This is a genomic window from Pseudoalteromonas sp. NFXS53, assembly GCF_056629255.1.
The window spans coordinates 1-20,228 of sequence record NZ_JBWVBR010000018.1 but is presented as its reverse complement, the minus strand read 5'-3'; the positions used below and the strand labels follow the sequence as shown (position 1 = coordinate 20,228).

General features: G+C 43.1%; 18 protein-coding genes. 13 read left to right on the top strand and 5 right to left on the bottom strand.

Annotation, left to right across the window (positions count from 1 at the left end):
• Window position 1: 1 nt before the first annotated feature.
• The 10 genes from AC1HJP_RS17020 (at window position 2) to thpR (ending at window position 11,254) form a co-directional block, all read left to right on the top strand.
• Window positions 2-3,187, top strand: a complete 3,186-nt coding sequence (locus AC1HJP_RS17020; RefSeq protein WP_480362799.1) for a lantibiotic dehydratase — start codon at window positions 2-4, stop codon at window positions 3,185-3,187.
• A 391-nt stretch (window positions 3,188-3,578) separates the two neighbouring features.
• Window positions 3,579-4,094: a hypothetical protein gene (locus AC1HJP_RS17015; RefSeq protein ID WP_480362798.1), complete on the top strand. Its 516-nt coding sequence runs from the start codon at window positions 3,579-3,581 to the stop codon at window positions 4,092-4,094.
• 217 nt (window positions 4,095-4,311) lie between these two features.
• Window positions 4,312-4,494 carry a hypothetical protein gene (locus AC1HJP_RS17010; protein WP_480362797.1) on the top strand — a complete coding sequence of 61 codons (183 nt, stop codon included), beginning with the start codon at window positions 4,312-4,314 and terminating at the stop codon, window positions 4,492-4,494.
• A 61-nt stretch (window positions 4,495-4,555) separates the two neighbouring features.
• Window positions 4,556-5,107, top strand: coding sequence for a hypothetical protein (locus AC1HJP_RS17005; protein WP_480362796.1), 552 nt, complete (start codon window positions 4,556-4,558; stop codon window positions 5,105-5,107).
• A gap of 23 nt (window positions 5,108-5,130) precedes the next feature.
• Window positions 5,131-5,700 (top strand): hypothetical protein, encoded by a 570-nt coding sequence (locus AC1HJP_RS17000; RefSeq protein ID WP_480362795.1) that lies wholly within the window; start codon window positions 5,131-5,133, stop codon window positions 5,698-5,700.
• A gap of 26 nt (window positions 5,701-5,726) precedes the next feature.
• Window positions 5,727-6,296: a hypothetical protein gene (locus AC1HJP_RS16995; RefSeq protein ID WP_480362794.1), complete on the top strand. Its 570-nt coding sequence runs from the start codon at window positions 5,727-5,729 to the stop codon at window positions 6,294-6,296.
• A gap of 86 nt (window positions 6,297-6,382) precedes the next feature.
• Window positions 6,383-7,618: an efflux RND transporter periplasmic adaptor subunit gene (locus tag AC1HJP_RS16990; RefSeq protein WP_480362793.1), complete on the top strand. Its 1,236-nt coding sequence runs from the start codon at window positions 6,383-6,385 to the stop codon at window positions 7,616-7,618.
• A 30-nt stretch (window positions 7,619-7,648) separates the two neighbouring features.
• Window positions 7,649-8,332 (top strand): ABC transporter ATP-binding protein, encoded by a 684-nt coding sequence (locus tag AC1HJP_RS16985; protein WP_480362792.1) that lies wholly within the window; start codon window positions 7,649-7,651, stop codon window positions 8,330-8,332.
• A complete protein-coding gene (locus AC1HJP_RS16980; RefSeq protein ID WP_480362791.1) occupies window positions 8,319-10,655 on the top strand; it encodes an ABC transporter permease in 2,337 nt (778 codons plus the stop codon). Before AC1HJP_RS16985 ends, AC1HJP_RS16980 begins: the two co-directional genes overlap by 14 nt.
• A gap of 65 nt (window positions 10,656-10,720) precedes the next feature.
• A complete protein-coding gene (gene thpR, locus AC1HJP_RS16975; protein WP_480362790.1) occupies window positions 10,721-11,254 on the top strand; it encodes an RNA 2',3'-cyclic phosphodiesterase in 534 nt (177 codons plus the stop codon).
• A 7-nt stretch (window positions 11,255-11,261) separates the two neighbouring features.
• On the opposite strand, the gene AC1HJP_RS16970 is transcribed toward thpR, so the two are convergent.
• The 5 genes from AC1HJP_RS16970 to AC1HJP_RS16950 form a co-directional block, all read right to left on the bottom strand.
• On the bottom strand, window positions 11,262-11,963 hold the full coding sequence (locus tag AC1HJP_RS16970) for a glycoside hydrolase family protein (protein WP_480362789.1): 702 nt from the start codon (window positions 11,961-11,963) through the stop codon (window positions 11,262-11,264).
• 27 nt (window positions 11,964-11,990) lie between these two features.
• On the bottom strand, window positions 11,991-12,782 hold the full coding sequence (locus AC1HJP_RS16965; protein WP_480362788.1) for a hypothetical protein: 792 nt from the start codon (window positions 12,780-12,782) through the stop codon (window positions 11,991-11,993).
• Window positions 12,783-12,828: 46 nt separating this feature from the next.
• Window positions 12,829-14,109 carry a LysM peptidoglycan-binding domain-containing protein gene (locus AC1HJP_RS16960; protein ID WP_480362787.1) on the bottom strand — a complete coding sequence of 427 codons (1,281 nt, stop codon included), beginning with the start codon at window positions 14,107-14,109 and terminating at the stop codon, window positions 12,829-12,831.
• 146 nt (window positions 14,110-14,255) lie between these two features.
• Window positions 14,256-15,098 carry an S-formylglutathione hydrolase gene (gene fghA, locus AC1HJP_RS16955; protein ID WP_480362786.1) on the bottom strand — a complete coding sequence of 281 codons (843 nt, stop codon included), beginning with the start codon at window positions 15,096-15,098 and terminating at the stop codon, window positions 14,256-14,258.
• A gap of 62 nt (window positions 15,099-15,160) precedes the next feature.
• Entirely contained in the window at window positions 15,161-16,291 is a 1,131-nt protein-coding gene (locus AC1HJP_RS16950; protein WP_058031687.1) for an S-(hydroxymethyl)glutathione dehydrogenase/class III alcohol dehydrogenase, read from the bottom strand.
• 200 nt (window positions 16,292-16,491) lie between these two features.
• Here AC1HJP_RS16950 and AC1HJP_RS16945 point away from each other — a divergent pair, with 200 nt between their 5' ends.
• From AC1HJP_RS16945 to AC1HJP_RS16935, 3 genes are all read left to right on the top strand, one after another.
• On the top strand, window positions 16,492-17,379 hold the full coding sequence (locus AC1HJP_RS16945; protein ID WP_480362785.1) for a LysR substrate-binding domain-containing protein: 888 nt from the start codon (window positions 16,492-16,494) through the stop codon (window positions 17,377-17,379).
• Window positions 17,380-17,482: 103 nt separating this feature from the next.
• Entirely contained in the window at window positions 17,483-19,336 is a 1,854-nt protein-coding gene (locus AC1HJP_RS16940) for a choice-of-anchor I family protein (protein WP_480362784.1), read from the top strand.
• Window positions 19,337-19,686: 350 nt separating this feature from the next.
• A complete protein-coding gene (locus AC1HJP_RS16935; RefSeq protein ID WP_480362783.1) occupies window positions 19,687-20,133 on the top strand; it encodes an REP-associated tyrosine transposase in 447 nt (148 codons plus the stop codon).
• Window positions 20,134-20,228 lie beyond the last annotated feature (95 nt).

Here is a 20,228-nt window from a genome sequence, read left to right as displayed (position 1 = left end):
AATGATGATGTCGAATAACAATAATCTAAAACAAGAAAATAAACCGATTCAGCATGCGCCGTTTTTTGTTATGCGTACGCCGCGTTTATCACTAGAGCACTTAGCAGAATTTAGCTCAGAGTCAGCCGATACCAATGCCATTTTAGAAAAGTGGTTAGCAATTGAGGGGGTTGAAGAAGCCATTTATCTTGCTAGCCCTTCTTTACTAGAACGTATCGAGCAATGGCGTACAAAACCAGAATCAAAACAAGGTAAAAAGGTTGCGCAAGCTTTACTTAAGTATATGTTGCGTATGTGTGCAAGGCCGACGCCTTTTGGTTTATTCTCAGGGATCCACAAAGGTGAAGTGAGTGATTCCACTGAGTTTGTAAGTGCGTCACATACTCAAGATAGCCGTAAAACACGCCTTGATATGTTTTATCTGTCGGCATTAAAAGAGCATTTCGTGAAAGAAGCACAACGTGCCGATAACTTGATGTACCGGCCGAACCCTTCTCACTACTTTGTTGCTGAGCAATGTCGTTATATCGAGAATTATCTCTCTGAAGACAGCATGCAGTATCGTTTAAGCGCGGTAGACAGTGATGAATATTTTCAGTGTGTGCTTAAGCTTGCAAAAGGCGGCTTAAGCTTTAATGGTCTGGTCGATGCTTTTTGCGCACAGTATGCCGAAGCCGAAAAAGAAGACGTTGAAGCATACATTCAAGATCTGATTGACGAAAAAATACTCCAGGCCGATATCCCGCTGCCGTTGACGGGCGACTCACCTGACTATGCCCTGTTAAAGTCATTACAAAATATGGAAGAGCTGGCAACTGCAGATCAACTTGCAACCGCTCTGGCCATGATTGAAAAGCTCGATAACGAGAAAAGTGGTGAGATTAAACCTTACAAGCAATTGCTTGAACACTTTCAGAATATGCCAGTTAAAGCGCAAGAAAATAAGCTTTTTCAAACCGACGTTTATCGCGCCTTTGAACAGTGTCAATTAAGCGCTCAAGAAGTGCAACGGGTGCAAAAGCAACTCGAGTTATTAGCTGAATTAGGTGATACCGATAAATCTAACCCATTGAGTAACTTTATCACTAAGTTTAATGCTCGTTTTGAAGGGCAGTTTGTACCGCTTGATGTGATCTTAGATGACGAGTCAGGTATTGGCGTTTCAAATGAAACTGGATACGAAGCCCCGCTGGTGGCAGGTTTAAACCTAGTTAAGGGCAATCAAGGCGCGGGTGAAGCGCCAAGACCGACGTTGCTCAACCAGATCATTGAAGAAGCCCTGAGCTTACCGGCGAATCGCAGCAAAGACAGCATAGTCCTAAAAAGCAAAGAGCTAAGAAGCAAAGTAAACAGTAAAGAACCCGTTAGCAAAAACTTCCCGGCCTCTTTTTCTGTGATGCTCAGTGCGTATCAAGACGACAGGGCAAACCCTGTGTTCAAGCTGGGCGGCTGTGCTGGCCCATCATCAGCCAATTTATTGGGCCGTTTTTGTCACTTAGATGATGGCCTAAAGCAGTCTGTGATTGATGAGTTGCAAAAAGAGCAAGCGCACTCAGAAAATGTGATTTTTGCCGAAATTGCGCATATGCCAGAAGGTCGTCCAGGCAACGTGATTGCTCGCCCACATCTACGCGAGTATGAAATCGTCTTTATGGCCGACAGTAGTTTAGACAGTGAATATCAAATTCCACTCAGTGATTTATTTGTCTGGGTTGAAGGGCAAAAAGTTAAACTGTGGAGCAAGCGTTTAAATAAGCAGATCATCCCTCGTTTATCATGTGCACATAACTACTCAGCGCGTAGTCTTAGTGCTTATAAGTTCTTATGCATGCTGCAACACCAAGAAGGCCGCGCACCGAACTTCGGCATGCCAAGTAGCACCGCCAATGACGCGTTTGTGCCTAGAGTGATGCTTGATAATCTGATCTTAAATGAAAAAACGTGGCGTATTGAACGTAAAGAGCTCGAAGCCATCAGTAAAAACGGCAAATTCTCATCTGAAAAGCTAGAGGCATTATTGGCCAAGTATCAGCTTGATCCACAAGTATGTTATGCCATGGCCGATAATGTACTTCAGCTAGACCTGCGTCATCCAGACATGCTGGCGGTATTACTATCAGAAACCAAGGGGCAACCTCGCGTTGAATTAAAAGAAGTGCTAACAACGCAATATGCTTCGCGTGTTGTCGACACTCAAGGTCAGCACTATAACAACGAAATGGTGATCCCATTATTCAATGGTAATGCGCCAATACACCATCATTTCTCAGACGATCCACTTGCAAATATAACAGCTAAGCCGATTAAACGTCGCTTTAGTGCTGGCTCAGAATGGTTAAGCTTAAAAATTTACTCTGGTAATTCAATCGTCGAGCAGCTATTAACTGAAAAGTTATTGCCATTTATTGCTGAGCAGCAAGGTGATTTTGAAAAATGGTTCTTCATTCGCTATGGCGATCCTGACTGGCATTTACGTTTGCGTTTCTATGGCGAGCCAAGCAAGTTATGTGGTCAGTTGTTACCTAAGTTGAATCAGTTGCTCGATCCTATGGTTGAGTCGGGCGAGCTACACAAGGTCGAGCTAATGACATACGAGCGTGAAGTAGAGCGCTACGGTGGTCCAGAGTCTATGGCATTGATTGAGTCATTATTCATGCTAGACAGTGAATTAATTGCCCGTACTTGTGGCTTAATTGATGAGTATGGTGAAGACATTCGTTGGCGTGTGGCGCTGCAGTGCACCGATAAACTGCTTAACTTGTTCAATTACAATGATGAAGACAAGTTTAACTTAATCAGTGGTTTAAGAACCGGATTTGGTAATGAATTTAACGAAACCAGTCATTTGCGCAAGCAGCTAGGTAATCGTTACCGCGACTACCAAACTCAGTTAGAAGGCGACTTCGAGAAACTAGCTGATTTAACTCAGTTACCTGATGATGAGGCTCAAAACGCGATTGCCCAATTGCTTAACTTATGGCAACAGCAAGCACAACCTGTAGCTGCGCAGATCAATGAGATGCTAGAAGAAGACAAGCTCAACTGTAGTCGAGACTCACTGCTGAGCTCTTTGTTACACATGCATAACAACCGTATGTTTAAAGCCTATGGTCGTGAGCAAGAACTGGTGATCCATGACCTGATGCGCCGTAAATATTTCTCGGCAGACAAAGGCCAAAGCCACTAGCAGGCTATCGCAATTCAACGTAAAAAAAGCACTGTTTCTACAGTGCTTTTTTGTGCTTAACAATCATGTTTAAAAGTGTTTGAACTCAGCCTAAACTTGGGTAGAACCGACTTTAAGTCGGGTTTATTCAACTTTCTCACTTAGTCTTAGCCTAGCTTTTTGAGTCAATCTAAACCCCGGTAGCACCGACTTTATGTCGGGTTTATTCAACTTTCTCACTTAGTCTTAGCCTAGCTTTTTGAGTTATTCTAAACCTCGGTAGCACCGACTTTATGTCGGGTCTGTCTTTATCTCCACCTTAAACGAACAGCTTCCATTTCTTGCTTATTGTCTATTCATCAAATGCTGACTAACATTACTATTCCAAACCGCTTAAAAAAGACATAACAACATGAAAAAAGCATTTATATTAATCATTTCTCTGTTACTCAGCATACCCACGTTTGCAGGTTCACTGGTAAAAGAGTTACAGGTATTTGAACCTTATCTTGGTACTTGGCAGGCTGATTTTGCCGTGCCAAAAGGTCAACCTGCCATGCAAGATGTCAGTAAGTGGGAGCGCGCATTGAATGGCACAGCTATTCGCACCCTACACTCAATCAATGAAGGAATGTATGGTGGTGAGTCATTGATATTTTGGGATAAAACTAAACAAAGCTTAGTGTTTTACTATTTCACAACCGCTGGTTTTTACACCCAAGGCAGTATGGAGGTATTACCCAATGGTGCCTTTGTGGCTTATGAAGACGTAACAGGAAACAAAGATGGCATCACCAAAGTGAAATCCACCAGCCAGTTCGTTGATGGTGAGTTTAAAGTCTCGACACAATATTTAAAAAATGGTGAATGGACTGCGCCACAGTCACGTAGCTATCAGCGCAGTAATAAACAAGTAAAGTTCAAATAGCACACTCTAGAATACCTTTCTTTCTATGTGGTTCACTTCAATGTTAGCCACATAGTCTCCTCAGCAATACCTGATTAAGGGTAACTTAATACGTTGCTCCCATTTAAATTTTTATTGTAAATTAATTGTTTATTTATCGTTGCTTGTTTTTTGTTCTGCTGTTATTTTGCTTTTTCCCTATATAGGGAAAATTGTTAATTTATACGGAGATTTAAAAATGACAAAAGCAATTAAAGCCACTTTAGTGGCGTTGGTATTAAGTAGTGCAAGTTACGGTGTGTATGCAGCTTGTGGTGATAGTGTTTGCGGTGATAACAATGGTAAGTGGACTTGTGCTGTTGAAACACCATCAGGCATCAAAATCTGTGATGAGGATAATCGCTGCACCATATCTTGTTAAATCATATAACAGGATTACCTAGCCAGCGAATGCTGGCTATTTTAAAGGAGTATTTAAAAGTATGTTAAAAGTTAAAGCATTGCTATTGATTGTTTTTTTGATGTTTGGCAATTTCTATTCATATGCCAGCACTTTCACCGACGAAGATAATAAAACTGAACAGTGGCAACTCGGTACCACAAAACGATTTGATACATTTCAAAATTTCTTTCTTAAGTATGGCTCAGATGCTTACTTCCGAACAGCTTATTTATATGATGTTGAAAAGCAGCAATGGCTGTCTTATGAAGACGCGAAGTCACTAAAGCCCGCTTTGCAACCCATTCTGAATGTACAGCATATGGACGTTAAATTAACTTTGGCTGAGGTTGTTAGTTTTACTAATGTTGATATCAGAGATGCTAAGCGATATGCCTTATTTTTCTTTGATACGCCTATAGATACAGATAATAACAACAAGTACCTGTTTGCTGGTAACGAGGTATTTGCAAAGCAATTAAAGAAAAGCATTGAAATGCGTAAGCTCGCCGCAAAGCTTGTAAAGCAACAGCATGATGTGACGGGTTACTTAATTCAAATACCGCTCATTGGCTACAAGCCTCAAACTTTCTAGGTGATAAGCAAAGGGCGCCACAAATGAAAACTCTACTATGGAGCAGCTTATTGCTTTTAGCATCGGCATTTTCTGCATTCGCAAACCATGTTCACCCTCAAGACCTTATCCGGTTTACTGATGAACAAAATAAAATTGAGCAATGGCGATTGGGCACGACTAAACGGTGGGATATATTTGAAGATTATTTTTTAAGTAAAGGTCAGAAAGCATATCAAAGGTGTGGGTACTTATATGACTTAGAGTCTGAAGAGATACTCAACTTTGAAAACTCAGTATTAGCTTTTCCTGAGCTTGAGCCTGTTTTACCCGTTAAACACAAGCAGTTTAATGCCAGCCACTCTGAGATAGAAAGGACTTTTAATATAAAGCTTCCCGATAAAATGAAGCATAAATATGTTTATATTTATATTGATCTTTCCGTTAATAAAGAAGGAAATTATATCTTCTCTGAAGACCCTAATGCGCGAAGCTTTCTCGAGAGGGGCAAGGCGCACAGGCAAAAGGCTGCGACAATATTAAAAGAGCTTAAGACCATACCTTGGTATCGTATAGAAATCCCTTTTATTGGCTTTAAAAACCAGCAATTTTAGTCGTGTATTTTAATAAGGACATCACTATGAAAACTCTTCTATGGAGCTGCTTATTGCTTTTAGCATCGGCATTTTCTGCATTCGCAAACCATGTTCATCCTCAAGATCTGGTCAGATTTACTGATGAACAAAATAAAATTGAGCAATGGCGATTGGGCACGACTAAACGGTGGGACACATTCGAGCAGTATTTTTTAAAAAAAGGTCAGAAAGCATATTACAGATGCGGATATTTGTACGATCTAGAGTCAGAAGAGGTTTTAAGTCATGATAATGCGATATCAATTTACGAAGAGATTGAGCCAGTTTTAACAGATAAAAATAGTCAATTTTCTGCCAGCCATTCGGAGATTGAAGGTACTTTTAATATCGCGCTTCCCGATAAAAAAAAGCATAAATATGTTTTTATCTACTTTGATCTTCCAGTTAAAAAGAATGGAAATTATGAATTCTCTGATAATCCTAATTTTAGAAAGTATTTAGAAAAAGCACAGGCGCACAGGCAAAAGGCTGCGACAATATTAAAAGGGCTTAAGACGGTACCTTGGTATCGTATAGAAATTCCTTTAATCGGCTTTAAAAATCAGCAATTTTAGTAGGGTATGCTGCTAAAAAATTATATTCATCATAATGATATAGTGTTTAATAGGTTGTGGTAATTGAACTAGCATAAGGATATTAGATGCTGACAATCCCTGAAAAAGACTCAAACAGTCGACATTTACAGCGGCTTATATTTGTTATGAGTGGTGTTGCTCTGACTACCTTGGTTGTATGGTTTATTGCTCGACAATTATTTGCAGAGCAACCCAGTGAGCTGCAGCTTGCTGCTGTTGAACGTGGCTCAGTAACACAGACCTTAGCGGTATTTGGCCGTCTTACGCCAAGAGCATCAAATAGTTTGGTGGCTCAGGTCGACGGGCATGTCAGCGAACTGAATGTGTTACCAGGCGCAGAGGTTGATGCCAATACGGCTATTATTACTCTCTCAAACCCACAATTATTACGACAGCTACAAATCGCGAAGCTTAACTGGCAAAAGGCGCAAGCAAAGCATGTCTCAGCGCTGGCGAAATTGCAGCGAGAAGCCACGCAATTGCAAAACGACGTCGCGATGGCTGCCAGCGAATTAAAGTTTGCAGAACAAGAGATAGAGACCTTAAGTAAGCTGCATAAAACCAAACTATTGAGTGAGCTGGACTTCTTACGTGCAAAAACGCGGTTAGAGCAATTGCGATTGCAGCTCGATTTAACCAAGCGCAGTGAAGCGGCCTTTCAAAACACCTTAGAGTACGAAAAACAAGCTTTGGCGCTTGAGCTTGAAAGCGAAAAGCAGCAACTGGCGATGACCCAAGATGACGTTTACAATTTGCAAGTAACAACCACACAGTCGGGCATTTTAACTGAGCTATTAGCAGACATAGAAATAGGTCAGGCGGTCTCTAAGGGCACAGTATTGGCTAAATTATCGAGTCAAAATAGCTTGTTCGCTCAGTTATTAGCACCAGCAAGTGCCATTGATATCTTATCGGCGGGAATGGCAGTGAATATTGGCATCAAGGGCAAAACGTATGCCGCACAAGTGGTGCGCGTACACCCAAATGTTGAAGCCAATCAAATTAAGTTTGAAGCCACCTTTACAGAACACATTCCCTCTTCTGCGGTAAATAACTTGTCGGTCTCAGCCGAGGTCATGTTAGCCAGTAAAGACAATACGCTTCGCGTTGTTAAGCCTCTGTATTTAAAGGCGGGTGAAGAGCGCCAAGTCTTATATGTCTTTGATGGTGACGAAGTGCATAAAAAGCAGGTAAAAATTGGCATGCAAGGCAGTGAGTTTATTGAAGTGCTGGCGGGCGTTGAAATAGGCGAGCAGGTGTTAAAGGCATTACCTCAGTCTCGCTCAGCAATAAAATTATAGTAATCAGACAATAAAGCTAAGGATTAAAGCGTGAATACTCTTATTGCTCTAAACAGGGTTAACAAATCGTTTGCTCAAGCAGCAAATAATGAAGCGGTTTTAAAAGACATCGACTTGACCATTGACGATGGTGAGTCGATTGCGATTTTGGGGCCGTCAGGCAGTGGTAAATCCACTTTACTTTCAATCATCGGGTTACTGGATGAGCCTTGCAAAGGTGAATATTTACTGCGCACAGAAAACGTCACGTCATTAACCAAAAAGCAGAAAAGCCAACTGCGAAATCGTCATATTGGTTGGATCTTTCAAAACTTTAACCTGATCGCCAGCATGACAGTGCTCGAGAATGTCATACAACCGATGCGGTTTAACGCTGACATTAAACCTGCTGAATATATCGCTCGAGCACAAAGTGTATTAGCGCAGGTAGGATTAGCTGATAAAAGCAATAGCACGCCCGACAAACTCTCTGGAGGTCAGCAGCAGCGCGTTGCCATTGCGCGAGCACTCATTAATGAGCCTGCGTTAATTCTTGCCGATGAACCTACGGGTAACCTAGATCAAAAAACCGGTGAAGAAGTCATGAACTTATTATTGTCACTGTCGGCACAAGGGACAACCTTGGTCATAGTTACCCATGATGAAAATGTTGCCGCGCGTTGTCAGCGCAAGATCCGAATTCTAGATGGGCAAGTGACTTATGACGGCGAATAATACACTCTTTGAGTTGCTATGTGAGTGGCGACGTTGGCGCGGTCAGTATTTTAAGCTTGCACTCATTTTATTTGGCTTTGCTTTCTCAGCAGCCTTGTTGGCCATTGCGCTGCGTTTAGGTGGCATGCTGTTTTACGAAAATCCACAGTGGACAAACACCGACAAACCCCTTTATACGGTTGGAAGGTTACATGAGAATAACAGTTTAAGCCCGGTGAGTCGGCAGGCCCTAGAGAAGCTGAAATCATTTCCTATGGTTGAAGATGTCTCTTGGTTGGTGATAAAAAAATATAGTTTTTCGCTAAATAACCAAACCTTTAATGCGGTCAATAGTGCGGTGTTCTCTGCAAATTCAGCGGAGAATATAGGACTAGGTATGGCGCAAAGTAGTGTCTTGGGTATTTGGCTAACCCACCGCTTTTGGCAAGAAAACCTAAATAGTGACCCTGAAGTGGTTGGTAAGGTGTTTAGCTTTAAGCGCTTACCACAAGGGCTGCCAGTGTTGGGGGTACTTGACCAAAAATACGACCAAGTTGGCGCTGAATTACTCGATGCTTGGTTGCCAGAAGACATGTTGCAGTATTCAGCTCCATTCACTGGTGGCATGATGCTCGATCGCTTTTTACTGGCGGCGCCAATGTATTATGGTTTGGTATCGGCATCGGGTGAGTTTGAGCCACACCAAGCGACTGCGCAATTGGCTGAGCTAGACTTGTCTGTGAAAGGTATGTCATTCGGTAAATCAACTTTGCCTCTGGCCATTTTATCTGGTGTTCAGTTTGATCCTAAAGGTTACCAGCGCCTAGTGTTTACTTGGCAGCTATTGCTTGGGTTAGTGGTGTCGTTGTGGCTCATTTTAATCTTTACACTATTCTCGCTTTCAAGCAGTCGGGCGATTTTAATAGCAGATGAATTGCGAACATTGAGGTTGTTAGGCGCTCAAAACCGAGACTTTTTTCGCTCTGCTATGCGCTTTGCGTTCGTCATGGCCAGTGTGGTCTGTGTTTTAATTTATCCTTGTTTAGCTTTCTTAAAAGCCATGGTGCAAAGCACCGCCGGTTACCAACAGTATTTTAGTCAGCAAGACATGGTGCTCAATGGCGCCGTGTTACTGAGTGCCATTTTGATGATGATACTGAGCTTATTGGCCTGTGCCGGTATTCCATTGCTGAATCTATTGAAGAAAGATTTGTTTACGCGACAAACCAACCACAGTGCTTCTTTATGGCAAAAGTTATTGAGTCAGGGCATTTTAGTGTTGCAACTAAGCGCAGCCTTAGTAGCTATTTATACTCTGACTTTTGTGGTGAAAGAGCAGTGGCAACAGTATCAGCAAACCAGTATTGGCTTGTCTGCAACCCAAACTCAAGTTGATACGGGCAATTTCCCTATATCTTGGCGACAATTATTGGCACAAGACAAGGGCGCTGAAGCAAAGGCGATTTTGAGCTCTTCTTTTGCTCAACTTAATCGTTATGAGTTTAAAGCACCACAAACCGGGCAAGAGATTAATATTGCGACTATGCATGCCAGTTCTGAATTTTTTAATGTACTCGATGCTAAAGTAACTGGGTTAGAGTCTAAGCAATGGCAAAGTGGTGTTGTGATCAATCGCACATTTGCGGAGCGCTTGAACCAACATGATGATCAGATGTCTTTACTCGGAACTCAGGTTCAATATGGCCTGCAAGAGCAAACCTATACCATCACAGGTATTGTTGAAGACATACCACATTGGGGGCGATCTCAGAGTGTGCAACCAACTTTGTATTTACCTTTAGAGCAGCTTAACTCAGACACGATGGCAGTATTTACTGTGCTACAGTCACCGCAGTCAAAACAGCATGCGCAGTTAGCGGCGTGGGTGAAATCACAAGTACCAAGTGCCAAAGTATCTGACGCCCAGACGCTTGAACTGGTGATCCAAGTGTTCGATCAGCAATCGCAAGATGTACTGTGGTTTGCGTTATTGGTTGCTGCTGTGATTGTGGGAGGTGTATTCAGTGGTTTGTGGTATCAAATTCAGGCGCAATTACGCGTTGAAAAGCAAACTATTAGTGTGTTGCTTGCAATCGGTGCTTCTGAGCAGTTTGTGCTGCTGACGCGATTGAAGTATTGCCTATTGGCATTAGCTGTAGCCATATTCACGAGCTTAACTGTGTTTGTACTATTCAATTCATCCTCGTTCAATACCCTGCAACTAGACATACTTGCCGCTTTAAGCGCGGTGTTAGTGACGTTTGCATTATCTGCAGTAGCAGTGGTATTACCGCTGAGAAAGTTGTTGAACCAACCAATCCAGCAATCTTTACGGGAGTTATAAGGTAATCTAATTGTGGCCTGAGTTATGCTGCTTCAGGCCACTTCAATATGTAATTCAGAGTTTTTATGTTGAATGAGAGTAAACGGTTATTTTTTGGTATAGGCCTAGATGATACAGCCAAAGGGCATATCAAGGCTTGGTTAGACAATTCAGTTGTAGGCAAAAAGCCACATACTAAAGTACAAAACTGGCATCTCACTTTGGCGTTTTTGCCGAATGTGCAATCCGATCAACAAAACCAACTCGTCGAGTTTGCGCGCAGTTTGCAGGTTGCGCCATTCTCGTTAACGTTTAGCGCAACTGGCTATTGGCCGCATAACGGCATCTTTTATTTGCAGCCCGACTCAATACCTCAGTCGTTGTCTTTGCTGGCTGAGCCGTTAAGAGACAAGGGGAGTAAGCTTGATATTTATCACAACCCATTTAGTTTTGCCCCGCATATCACGCTATTTCGCAGTCACAAACCTTGCCCTCAGGTTGTGCAGGCGATTACCCCTTTTTCGCTCACCGTGAAGCAGTTTCATCTTTACCATTCTTACCGATGTGAAAAGCGAGGTCTTGTATATGAGCCTATTGAAACATTTATGCTGAATGCTTAGATTTTTGCTAGCGCTTAAACAGCTTCTTTTTTGCTTTTTTTAGTAACCAATAAAAAAAAGCGCTGAAAAGCTTAGTAAGCAAGGAAGTTTGATAGTTTACGCTTTTACCATTGTGATGTTTGTTTGGCTGCTTGCTGATAGCTTGTTTAAAAAGCTGCTCGGTTGCTGCATTACGTTCACTTTGAATATGTCTGCGGCTGCATTCTAGGGCGGCACAGTGCCAGTCTTGTTGCTTGATGGCTTGGTGTAGCTTCGGCCAGTTTTTCGCCAAATGCGGGGTACCTAAATTAAAGGCCATATCAAGCAAGGCGTATTGGGCACTCAGTGGCATTTGTTCAAATTGGCAGTTAAAACCGCTTTGTTTGCTAAAGACCTTGTTCAATTCTTGCTTAAACTGGGCGAGGTGTTTGTGAAGGAGCTTATCGGTTTCATGGCTGGGTAGTGTCAGTTCACAAAGCTGCGCATACCAACTGGCCTTATAACCTGACTTTTGTTTGCTTATCTTTTTGTATTCGGCTTGTTTTTCGCTATTACTTGCGGGCTTTCCTGATTTTTTATGGACCAGATTGAGCGCACAAAACTGGTTTGCGTTGGCCATTAAGAATCCAACCCCTATGGTGGGATTGCCTCGGCTATCTAAATAGAGATGGGCGATTTCGCCCTCAAAGCGTTTTAGTTGCTGTATAAACTGGGTGTCGTTGCTCGGCATAACTACTCATACTGTCGAAAATACGGATTATTCGGTCAATTCTTGTGTTTCTTCCTGCTTAGGAAGGTCACAACTCTGTACCTCTTCAATATTAGACTTTTCATCAACAATATAGCAATGCTTTAAGATAGAGCAGTAGCAAGCGTTCACTTTTACATCAAATATACTTTGATCAATTTGCTGCCAAAGGCCTGAGTTAAAGTTGGTCTTTTGCATCATAAAGACATTAAATTCTTCACCGTCGGCAAGTAAAAAGTTGGTGGTATCGCTTGAAGCAAACCAGCCGAAGGCGTTGCGGTAATTAATGTCTCTTTGGTCTTGCTCTATCTCAGCGAGGGCCTCTTTATACGCATTTAACGAGCAGCAAGTGTCGAGTAACTCTTCAATGTGAAAATGGTTCTCATCGTTATAAATGTACTCGATGTAATGAACCATGGCAGGGCCGGTGCCAGAGTTAGAAATATTGATATTAATATATTGTTTTTCTTGATTAATATCGAAATTAGAATAGCCCATTTTGAGCCAAGGTAGGGTTTCGGCTTTAAGCTGACGTTTGGCGGCAGCAACTTGTTCTTGTGAGGCTTTTGCTTGTAGATACGTAGCATAAAACGAGGCTGCAGAAATCACAATGGCACACACTGCGAGCATGGAGTTTATCTTTGAGCGGGTAAGGCCTTTTCTCGGTGGGCGCTTTGCTCTGAGCTTATGCTTTTTATCATCGTGATGATCTAGCACGGCTTGCTCAGAGAGCGCATGGAGTGTCTCTTTATTTGAGTCTGAGACCTGTTGCGCTTGTTCTTGTTTGGGTTGTTCGCTCATGTCCTTGCCTTAACGTGTTATTTTTATTGTTTTATTTAAATCGTATTCAAGGTGCGGCTAAGAAAATCGTTAACTTATCGCCAATTCGTAAAACGTCTTTCGATAAGCTGTTCCACTGCTTAATTTTACTGACCGTAACATCAAAGTGTCTGGCGATGCGCCATAGGCTGTCACCTGACTTAACTTTATACTCTATTTGCTTATCTGCCAAAATTGGCAGCATTAAGGTGTCGCCCGCGCGAATACGGCTCGATTTTAATTGATTAAAGCTTTTTAATTGCGAAACCGTAATAGAGTGACGCTGGGCAATCACACTTAAACTGTCACCGCGGCGGATGGTGTACTTTTGCCATTGTTCACTTGGCATTTCGGGTAAGTTCGCGACATAATCTTGCCAGTTCTTACTTTCGCCTTTTCTTAAAACTAAGTGTTTAGGTCCGTCTAATAACGCTGGGAAGCGGGTGTAACCCGGGTTTAATACTTCAAGCTGCGCCCATTTCTTTTTGTCATCTAAAATTACCCCATGACGCATATCAATCACATCTATGGTTGGCTGGTTGGCGATTTTTGGAAAGGCCATTTGCTCTTCACGAAGTAGTTGTGCGGCAGCTAAAAGCTTTGGCACATAGTGACGCGTTTGCCTAGGTAGCTTTAAATGGAAGAAGTCGGTCGATTTGCCCAGCTTCTTATTATTGCGAATGGCACGTGCAACACGACCTTCACCTGTGTTGTAAGCGGCAATAGCATGGTACCAGTTGCCATCGAAGCGTTTGTGTAAATAGGTTAAAAAATCGAGTGCGGCATTAGTGGCATCAATCACGTCTTGGCGACCGTCATACCAAGGGCCAATTTTTACACCATAATGCTTGGCGATAAGCGGCGTTAGTTGCCAAAGGCCAGAAGCATGTTTGTGCGAATAAGCGCTGGTATCAAAATCACTTTCGATTAATGGCATTAAAGCCAATTCAATTGGCAGACCTCTGCGCTCAACTTCATTGACAATGTAGTATAAAAATGGCTCGGCACGCTTTGTAATAGTTTCCATGTAGTTCGGGTGTTTTAAATACCAATCAACACGGTTTTGTACACGTTCGTGATTAGATGGCGCAAATTGCAATTGAATTCTAATACGATGCCAAACATCTTCAGCTTCACTCGGTAAGATATTTTCAACGAATACCGGCGCCACTGGCTCACTTGGTTCTGTGAATGCGTTGTCCTCTACTGGAGGCGTATGAACAAGAGTTTCTTCAACTTCAGTGGGTGAGTTGGTTAGGCTTGCACAGCCAGATAAAAGCAGAAAAAGTGAGATAAATACAATGCGCATGAAGATTCTTTTTAGTTAGAGTTATTTTTGAATATCACAACAATTGTATAGAAGTTAGTTACAGGGGTTAAGTGAAAATTTTTACGGGGAAGGGTGCGACATGGTAGGCGCGACTTTACGTCGCGCACTCTGTAAAAGCCGTTTAGTTACTTGGCATTTAAATGCTGGTGGTGAAAGCGCAGGTGGTCTTCTATGAAACTGGCAATAAAGTAATAGCTGTGGTCGTAGCCTGCTTGCATTCTCAGCTCACACTCGGCATCGACTGACTTAGCTGCGGCAATTAAGTTTTCAGGCTTTAATTGCTCTGCTAAAAAGCCATCTTCGCTACCTTGGTCAACCAAGATTGGTAAACTCGGTTTACCTGCCTGAAGAAGCTCAACACTGTCGTATTCAGCCCATGCTTGCTTGTTGTCACCTAAGTACGCAGTAAAGGCTTTTTCACCCCACGGGCACTGCGTTGGGTTAGTGATAGGACTAAATGCGGAGATTGAACTAAAACGAGATTGGTTTTTAAGGCCGATCATCAACGCGCCGTGTCCACCCATAGAGTGACCACTGATCGCTCGCTGTGAGGTAACCGGAAAGTTCGCTTCAATTAAGTTTGGCAATTCATCAAGAATATAATCGTACATTTGAAAATGCGCCGCCCAAGGGGCTTGTGTTGCATTCACATAAAACCCTGCGCCTTGACCTAAATCATAGCCCTCATCGTTTGCCACCCCCTCGCCACGCGGGCTGGTATCAGGTGCCACTATCGCTATGCCTAATTCTGCGGCAACACGTTGAGCGCCGGCTTTTTGCATAAAGTTTTCGTCTGTGCAGGTTAGGCCAGAAAGCCAGTACAGCACAGGCACTTTATGGCCTTCGTTCACCTGCGGCGGTAAAAAAATGGCAAAGCGCATGGCGCAGTTTAGCACCTCAGACTGATGAGTATATTGCTTATGCCAACCACCAAAGCTTTTGTTATTACTGATATTCTCTAAGTTCATTTTTGATATCCATAAAGAACAAAGAGCTTGTTTATACAAGCTCTTTTGGGGTGTTGAACTGTTTACTTGTTGTAATGGATCACCGAGCGAATGCTCTTACCTTCATGCATCAAATCAAAGGCTTCATTGATGTCTTCAAGGCCCATGGTATGAGTAATAAAGTCTTGTAAGCCAAACTCACCCGCCATGTAACGCTCAACGATTTCAGGTAACTCTGAACGGCCTTTTACGCCACCAAATGCGCTACCACGCCATACACGGCCAGTAACCAGTTGGAATGGACGCGTTGAGATCTCTTGGCCTGCGCCTGCTACACCGATGATCACTGACTCACCCCAGCCTTTGTGACAACACTCTAGGGCTGAACGCATCACGTCGACATTACCAATACACTCAAATGAGAAGTCTACGCCGCCGTCAGTCATTTCAACGATCACTTCTTGAATTGGCTTATCGAAATGTTTCGGGTTGATACAGTCAGTTGCACCTAGCTTTTTCGCTAAATCAAATTTGCTTTCATTGATATCCACACCAATGATGCGACTTGCACCTGCCATGGTTGCACCAATGATCGCTGAAAGACCAATGCCACCTAGACCAAAAATCGCTACTGTGTCGCCTTTTTGTACTTTTGCTGTGTTCAGTACCGCACCCATGCCGGTTGTCACACCACAACCTAATAAACACACTTCTTCAAGCGGTGCTTCTTTGTTTACTTTGGCTAAAGAGATTTCAGGTAATACCGTATACTCAGAGAAGGTTGAGCAACCCATGTAGTGATAGATTGGCTGACCGTCTTTGTAAAAGCGCGTTGTGCCATCTGGCATTAGGCCTTTACCTTGCGTTTCACGTACCGCTTGGCACAGGTTGGTTTTACCAGATGTACAGAATTTACACTCACCACATTCTGCGGTGTAAAGTGGAATTACATGGTCACCTACTTCTAGACCGGTTACACCTTCACCCACTTGCTCAACGATACCACCGCCTTCGTGGCCTAGAATTGATGGGAAGATACCTTCAGGATCATCACCCGATAATGTAAATGCGTCGGTATGACAGACACCCGTCGCAACGATGCGCACTAATACTTCGCCTTTACGCGGTAGCATTACATCGACTTCTTCGATTTTGAGTGGCTCATTTGGGCCCCATGCGACGGCCGCCTTAGATTTAATAAATTGATCTGCCATGTTGTCCTCAGCTTTTTAAGTGAATTGTTTTAAGTGTTTTGTGCAAATAAGAGCGTAGGCACTCAAAGCCGTTTTCGCGACGTGCTTCACGCGTATTTGCCATATTATTTTTGACGAGAGAAAGTGTAGTTTGTTTACTCCTGTTCGATAATCCCTTATTTTTGTAAATTACTTTTACTCAGCGGTAATAATGGGGCGATATGAATAGTTGGCAGGGCATTAATGAATTTGTCGCGGTGGCGCAATCGGGTAGTTTTACTCAAGCAGCGAAGCGATTAGGCGTATCGACTGCGCATATCAGCCGCCAAGTCACCGCATTAGAAGAAAAGCACAGTACTAAGCTATTTTATCGTTCAACGCGCAAGGTTGCCCTGACCGAAGAGGGCCAAGTGTTTTTTCATCATTGCCAACACGCGCTAACGGGGCTTGAAGAGGCTGAACGCGCCATTAGTAATTTGCGAGACACGCCGCAGGGTTTAATTAAAATGACTGCCCCAGTTGCCTATGGCGAGCAGTTTATCATGCCGCTAGTACATGACTTTATGCGCCAATACCCGGAAGTCGAAGTGCAAATGTTTTTAAGCAACCAAACTTTTGACTTGGTGGCAGAAGGGTTTGATCTAGCCATCCGTCTTGGCAAATTGAATGACTCAACCATGATGGCAAAGTGTTTAACCAGCCGAATTCAATATGTTTGCGCCTCGCCCGATTATTTACGTCAATATGGCGCACCTCATACATTAGACGAGTTGAAAAAACACCACTGTTTAACAGGGAACAGCGAGTACTGGCGTTTTCTCGTTGAGGGTAAAGAGCGCACATTAAAAATGAAAAGTCGCCTCAATTGTAATAGTGGCTTTGCACTTAGAGATGCGGCACTTAAAGGTTTGGGGATAATCAAGTTACCCGACTACTACATTGCAGATGACTTAAAGCAAGGCAACTTGGTTGAAGTGTTATCGCAATACTTAGAAGCTGAAGAGGGAATTTGGGCGCTGTATCCGCATAATCGTCATTTATCACCTAAAGTCAGATTGCTGGTGGATTATCTGAATGCGCATTTAGATTCCGACAATAATACGCAATAAAACTGCAATCAATCCTTAAGATCGCAGAAACTTAAACGTCATAAACCTGCTGTTTAATTGTTCGTTATTAAATATTACACAATAAACAACAATAGGTTTAGTCATGCTTAAACGCTCTCTGATCGCGCTCTCTTTATTAACGGCTCTAACAGGTTGTTCCCTTGATGGCGATGATGGTCAACAAGGCCCTCAAGGTGAACAAGGCCCAGCAGGTGTTGCTGGTACCAATGGTTCAAACGGCACAAATGGTAGTGATGGTTCAAATGGCACCAACGGCACCAATGGAGTTGATGGTAAAGATGCCAATCGTCTGTTAGATATTCAAATGGTTGGTCGTGCAGTATTAAACGCACAAAGTCCAGAGGGGGCGGCCGAAATCGTGGCTTACCAAGCATCTAAAAAGTGGATCTACGCAATCAATAGCTCAGGTGACAGTGCTGTGGTAAACATCATTGCAGCAGACAGCTTTGATGCTGCCGGTTTGGTGAAAAATAACGAAGGTGTGATCACGACGACTAACTTAAGTAGTGCGATCACGTTAACGTTAAACGACAACACCCCAGGCGATGCGAATAGCATAGCAATTGACGAAAACAATCAATTGTTAGCGGTTGCGATGGCAGCAAAAACCACTGGCGAAAATGGTCAAATCGCGTTTTATGATATTTCAGGTGATGCGCCAGTATTTATCAAAAATGTCACAGTGGGTGCATTACCAGACATGGTGACGTTCAGCCCAGATGGCAGCAAAGTCGTTGTGGCGAACGAAGGTGAGCCAGAGGGTGATTACAGTGTTGATCCTGAAGGCAGCATCAGTGTGATTGCGATTACCAGCGGTACAGTGGCGGATACTGCAACTCAGATTACCTTCACAGAATACAACGGCAAACAGGCTGAATTAGAAGCCATGGGGATGGTGTTCGCAAACCCAACGGGTCGCACAATCAACGGCAAGCTAATTAATACTACGGTTGCGATGGACCTTGAGCCTGAGTATGTCAGTATTTCTAAAGACAACCGTTATGCTTATGTATCTATTCAAGAAAACAATGGCTTAGCTGTGGTTGATTTAAGCGACAACAGTGTCAAGTTAATGGGGTTAGGCTTCAAAGATTGGTCTAATTTAGTCATGGATGCGTCTGACAAAGACGGCAAGATCAATTTTAAGAAATACCCGGGTCTGTACGGTATGTACCAGCCAGATACCATCGCAAGCTTTAGCTGGAAAGGTGCAAACTTTGTCGTGTCTGCCAATGAAGGTGACGGTCGTGAATGCTTCTTTGATGCCACAGATGCTGCTGATTGTACCGCAAAGGGCGGTCTAGACTTTGACGATAAAGATGGTTGTTTATCGTATATCGATGAATCTCGAGTAGAAGACCTAACGCTTGCCAGTAACTTCTCTTATTTAAGCAACGATGATGACGATATTGGTCGCCTAAAAGTCACAACAGTGAAAGGTGACACTGATAACGATGGTCAATACGAAGCACTTTACACTTATGGTGCGCGTTCTTTCACGATTTGGGACAGCAATGGTTTAGTTGTTTTTGATTCTGGCGATGAAATTGCCCGTATCACAGCATCAGTTCATGGTGCTGCATTTAACAACGATGAAGATACCAATGAAGGCGACACGCGTTCTGATGCAAAAGGCGCTGAACCAGAAGCGTTGGCATTGGGCCAAATTGGCGAGCGTATGTTTGCGTTTATCGGTTTAGAGCGCATGGGCGGTATTATGGTGTACGACATCACTAACCCTTATGACGTCAAGTTTGCTGACTACTTCTTTAACCGCGGCGTGGTTGAAGGCGCTGATATTACTGGTGACTTAGCGCCTGAAGGCATGTCATTCGTGCCTGCTGAGCAAAGCGCTACAGGCAAGCCTCTGCTGATTATTGGTAATGAAATCTCAGGTTCAATCGCCGTTTGGCAGGTTGCATTAAGTGCAAAATAGATCTGCGAAGCAGATTACTTTTGCGCAATGTGAAATGAGCAAGTTTAGATGGATTTAAATTGAGGTATTTACGAAACCAAGTTTGTCGCCGTAAACGACGACCTACAGGCTAGGCTTGGCTCCTGTAGGTCGTGCTTCAGCGCGACAATTTAGAAAAGTTGCACAACTTACCCATACCAAAAAGCGCATTTGTGAGAAGTGCGCTTTTTTTTCAGTGCAAAATACACCTGCGTAGCAAATTTTGTCGCCGTAAACGACGCCTCACAGGTGAAGGTTTTACTCCTGTAGGTCGTGCTTTAGCGCGACAAAGAGCTAAGCTTAGTAACTTGGTTTACTAAGAGGCGCAATAAATGAGCTGGCAGAAGTTGAAAAAAGGACGTTATTCAAAACCACTCGGCGAGTACTTTATTACTTTTACATGCCACAACCGCCATGCCACTTTCATAGAACATCATTTAGCCAAGCGTTTTTGTCAGTCTATTTCATATAACGAGCAGCAACACGATTGCAGTTGGTTGGCTTGGGTACTTATGCCAGATCATTTTCATGGTCTAGTAAGGTTAGGAAATACCGAATTAGGTAAAGTGATAGGGCATTTAAAAGGTTACTCATCCCACATGATAAACCAGTGTGTCCAAGGCAATAGCAAAGTTTGGCAGGGTGCCTATTATGATCGTGCTCTGAGAGCCGAAGAACAGCGAATAGCGATTGCTAGATATATTGTTGCTAACCCTTTGCGAGCAGGGTTAGTGACGAATATTGGCTGTTATCCATATTGGAATAGTGTTTATCTTTAAATCGGCTTCTGATGATTATGTCGCCGTAAACGACGACCTACAAGTGAAGGTAAAACTCCTGTAGGTCGTGCTTTAGCGGGACAAAGAGTAATTAA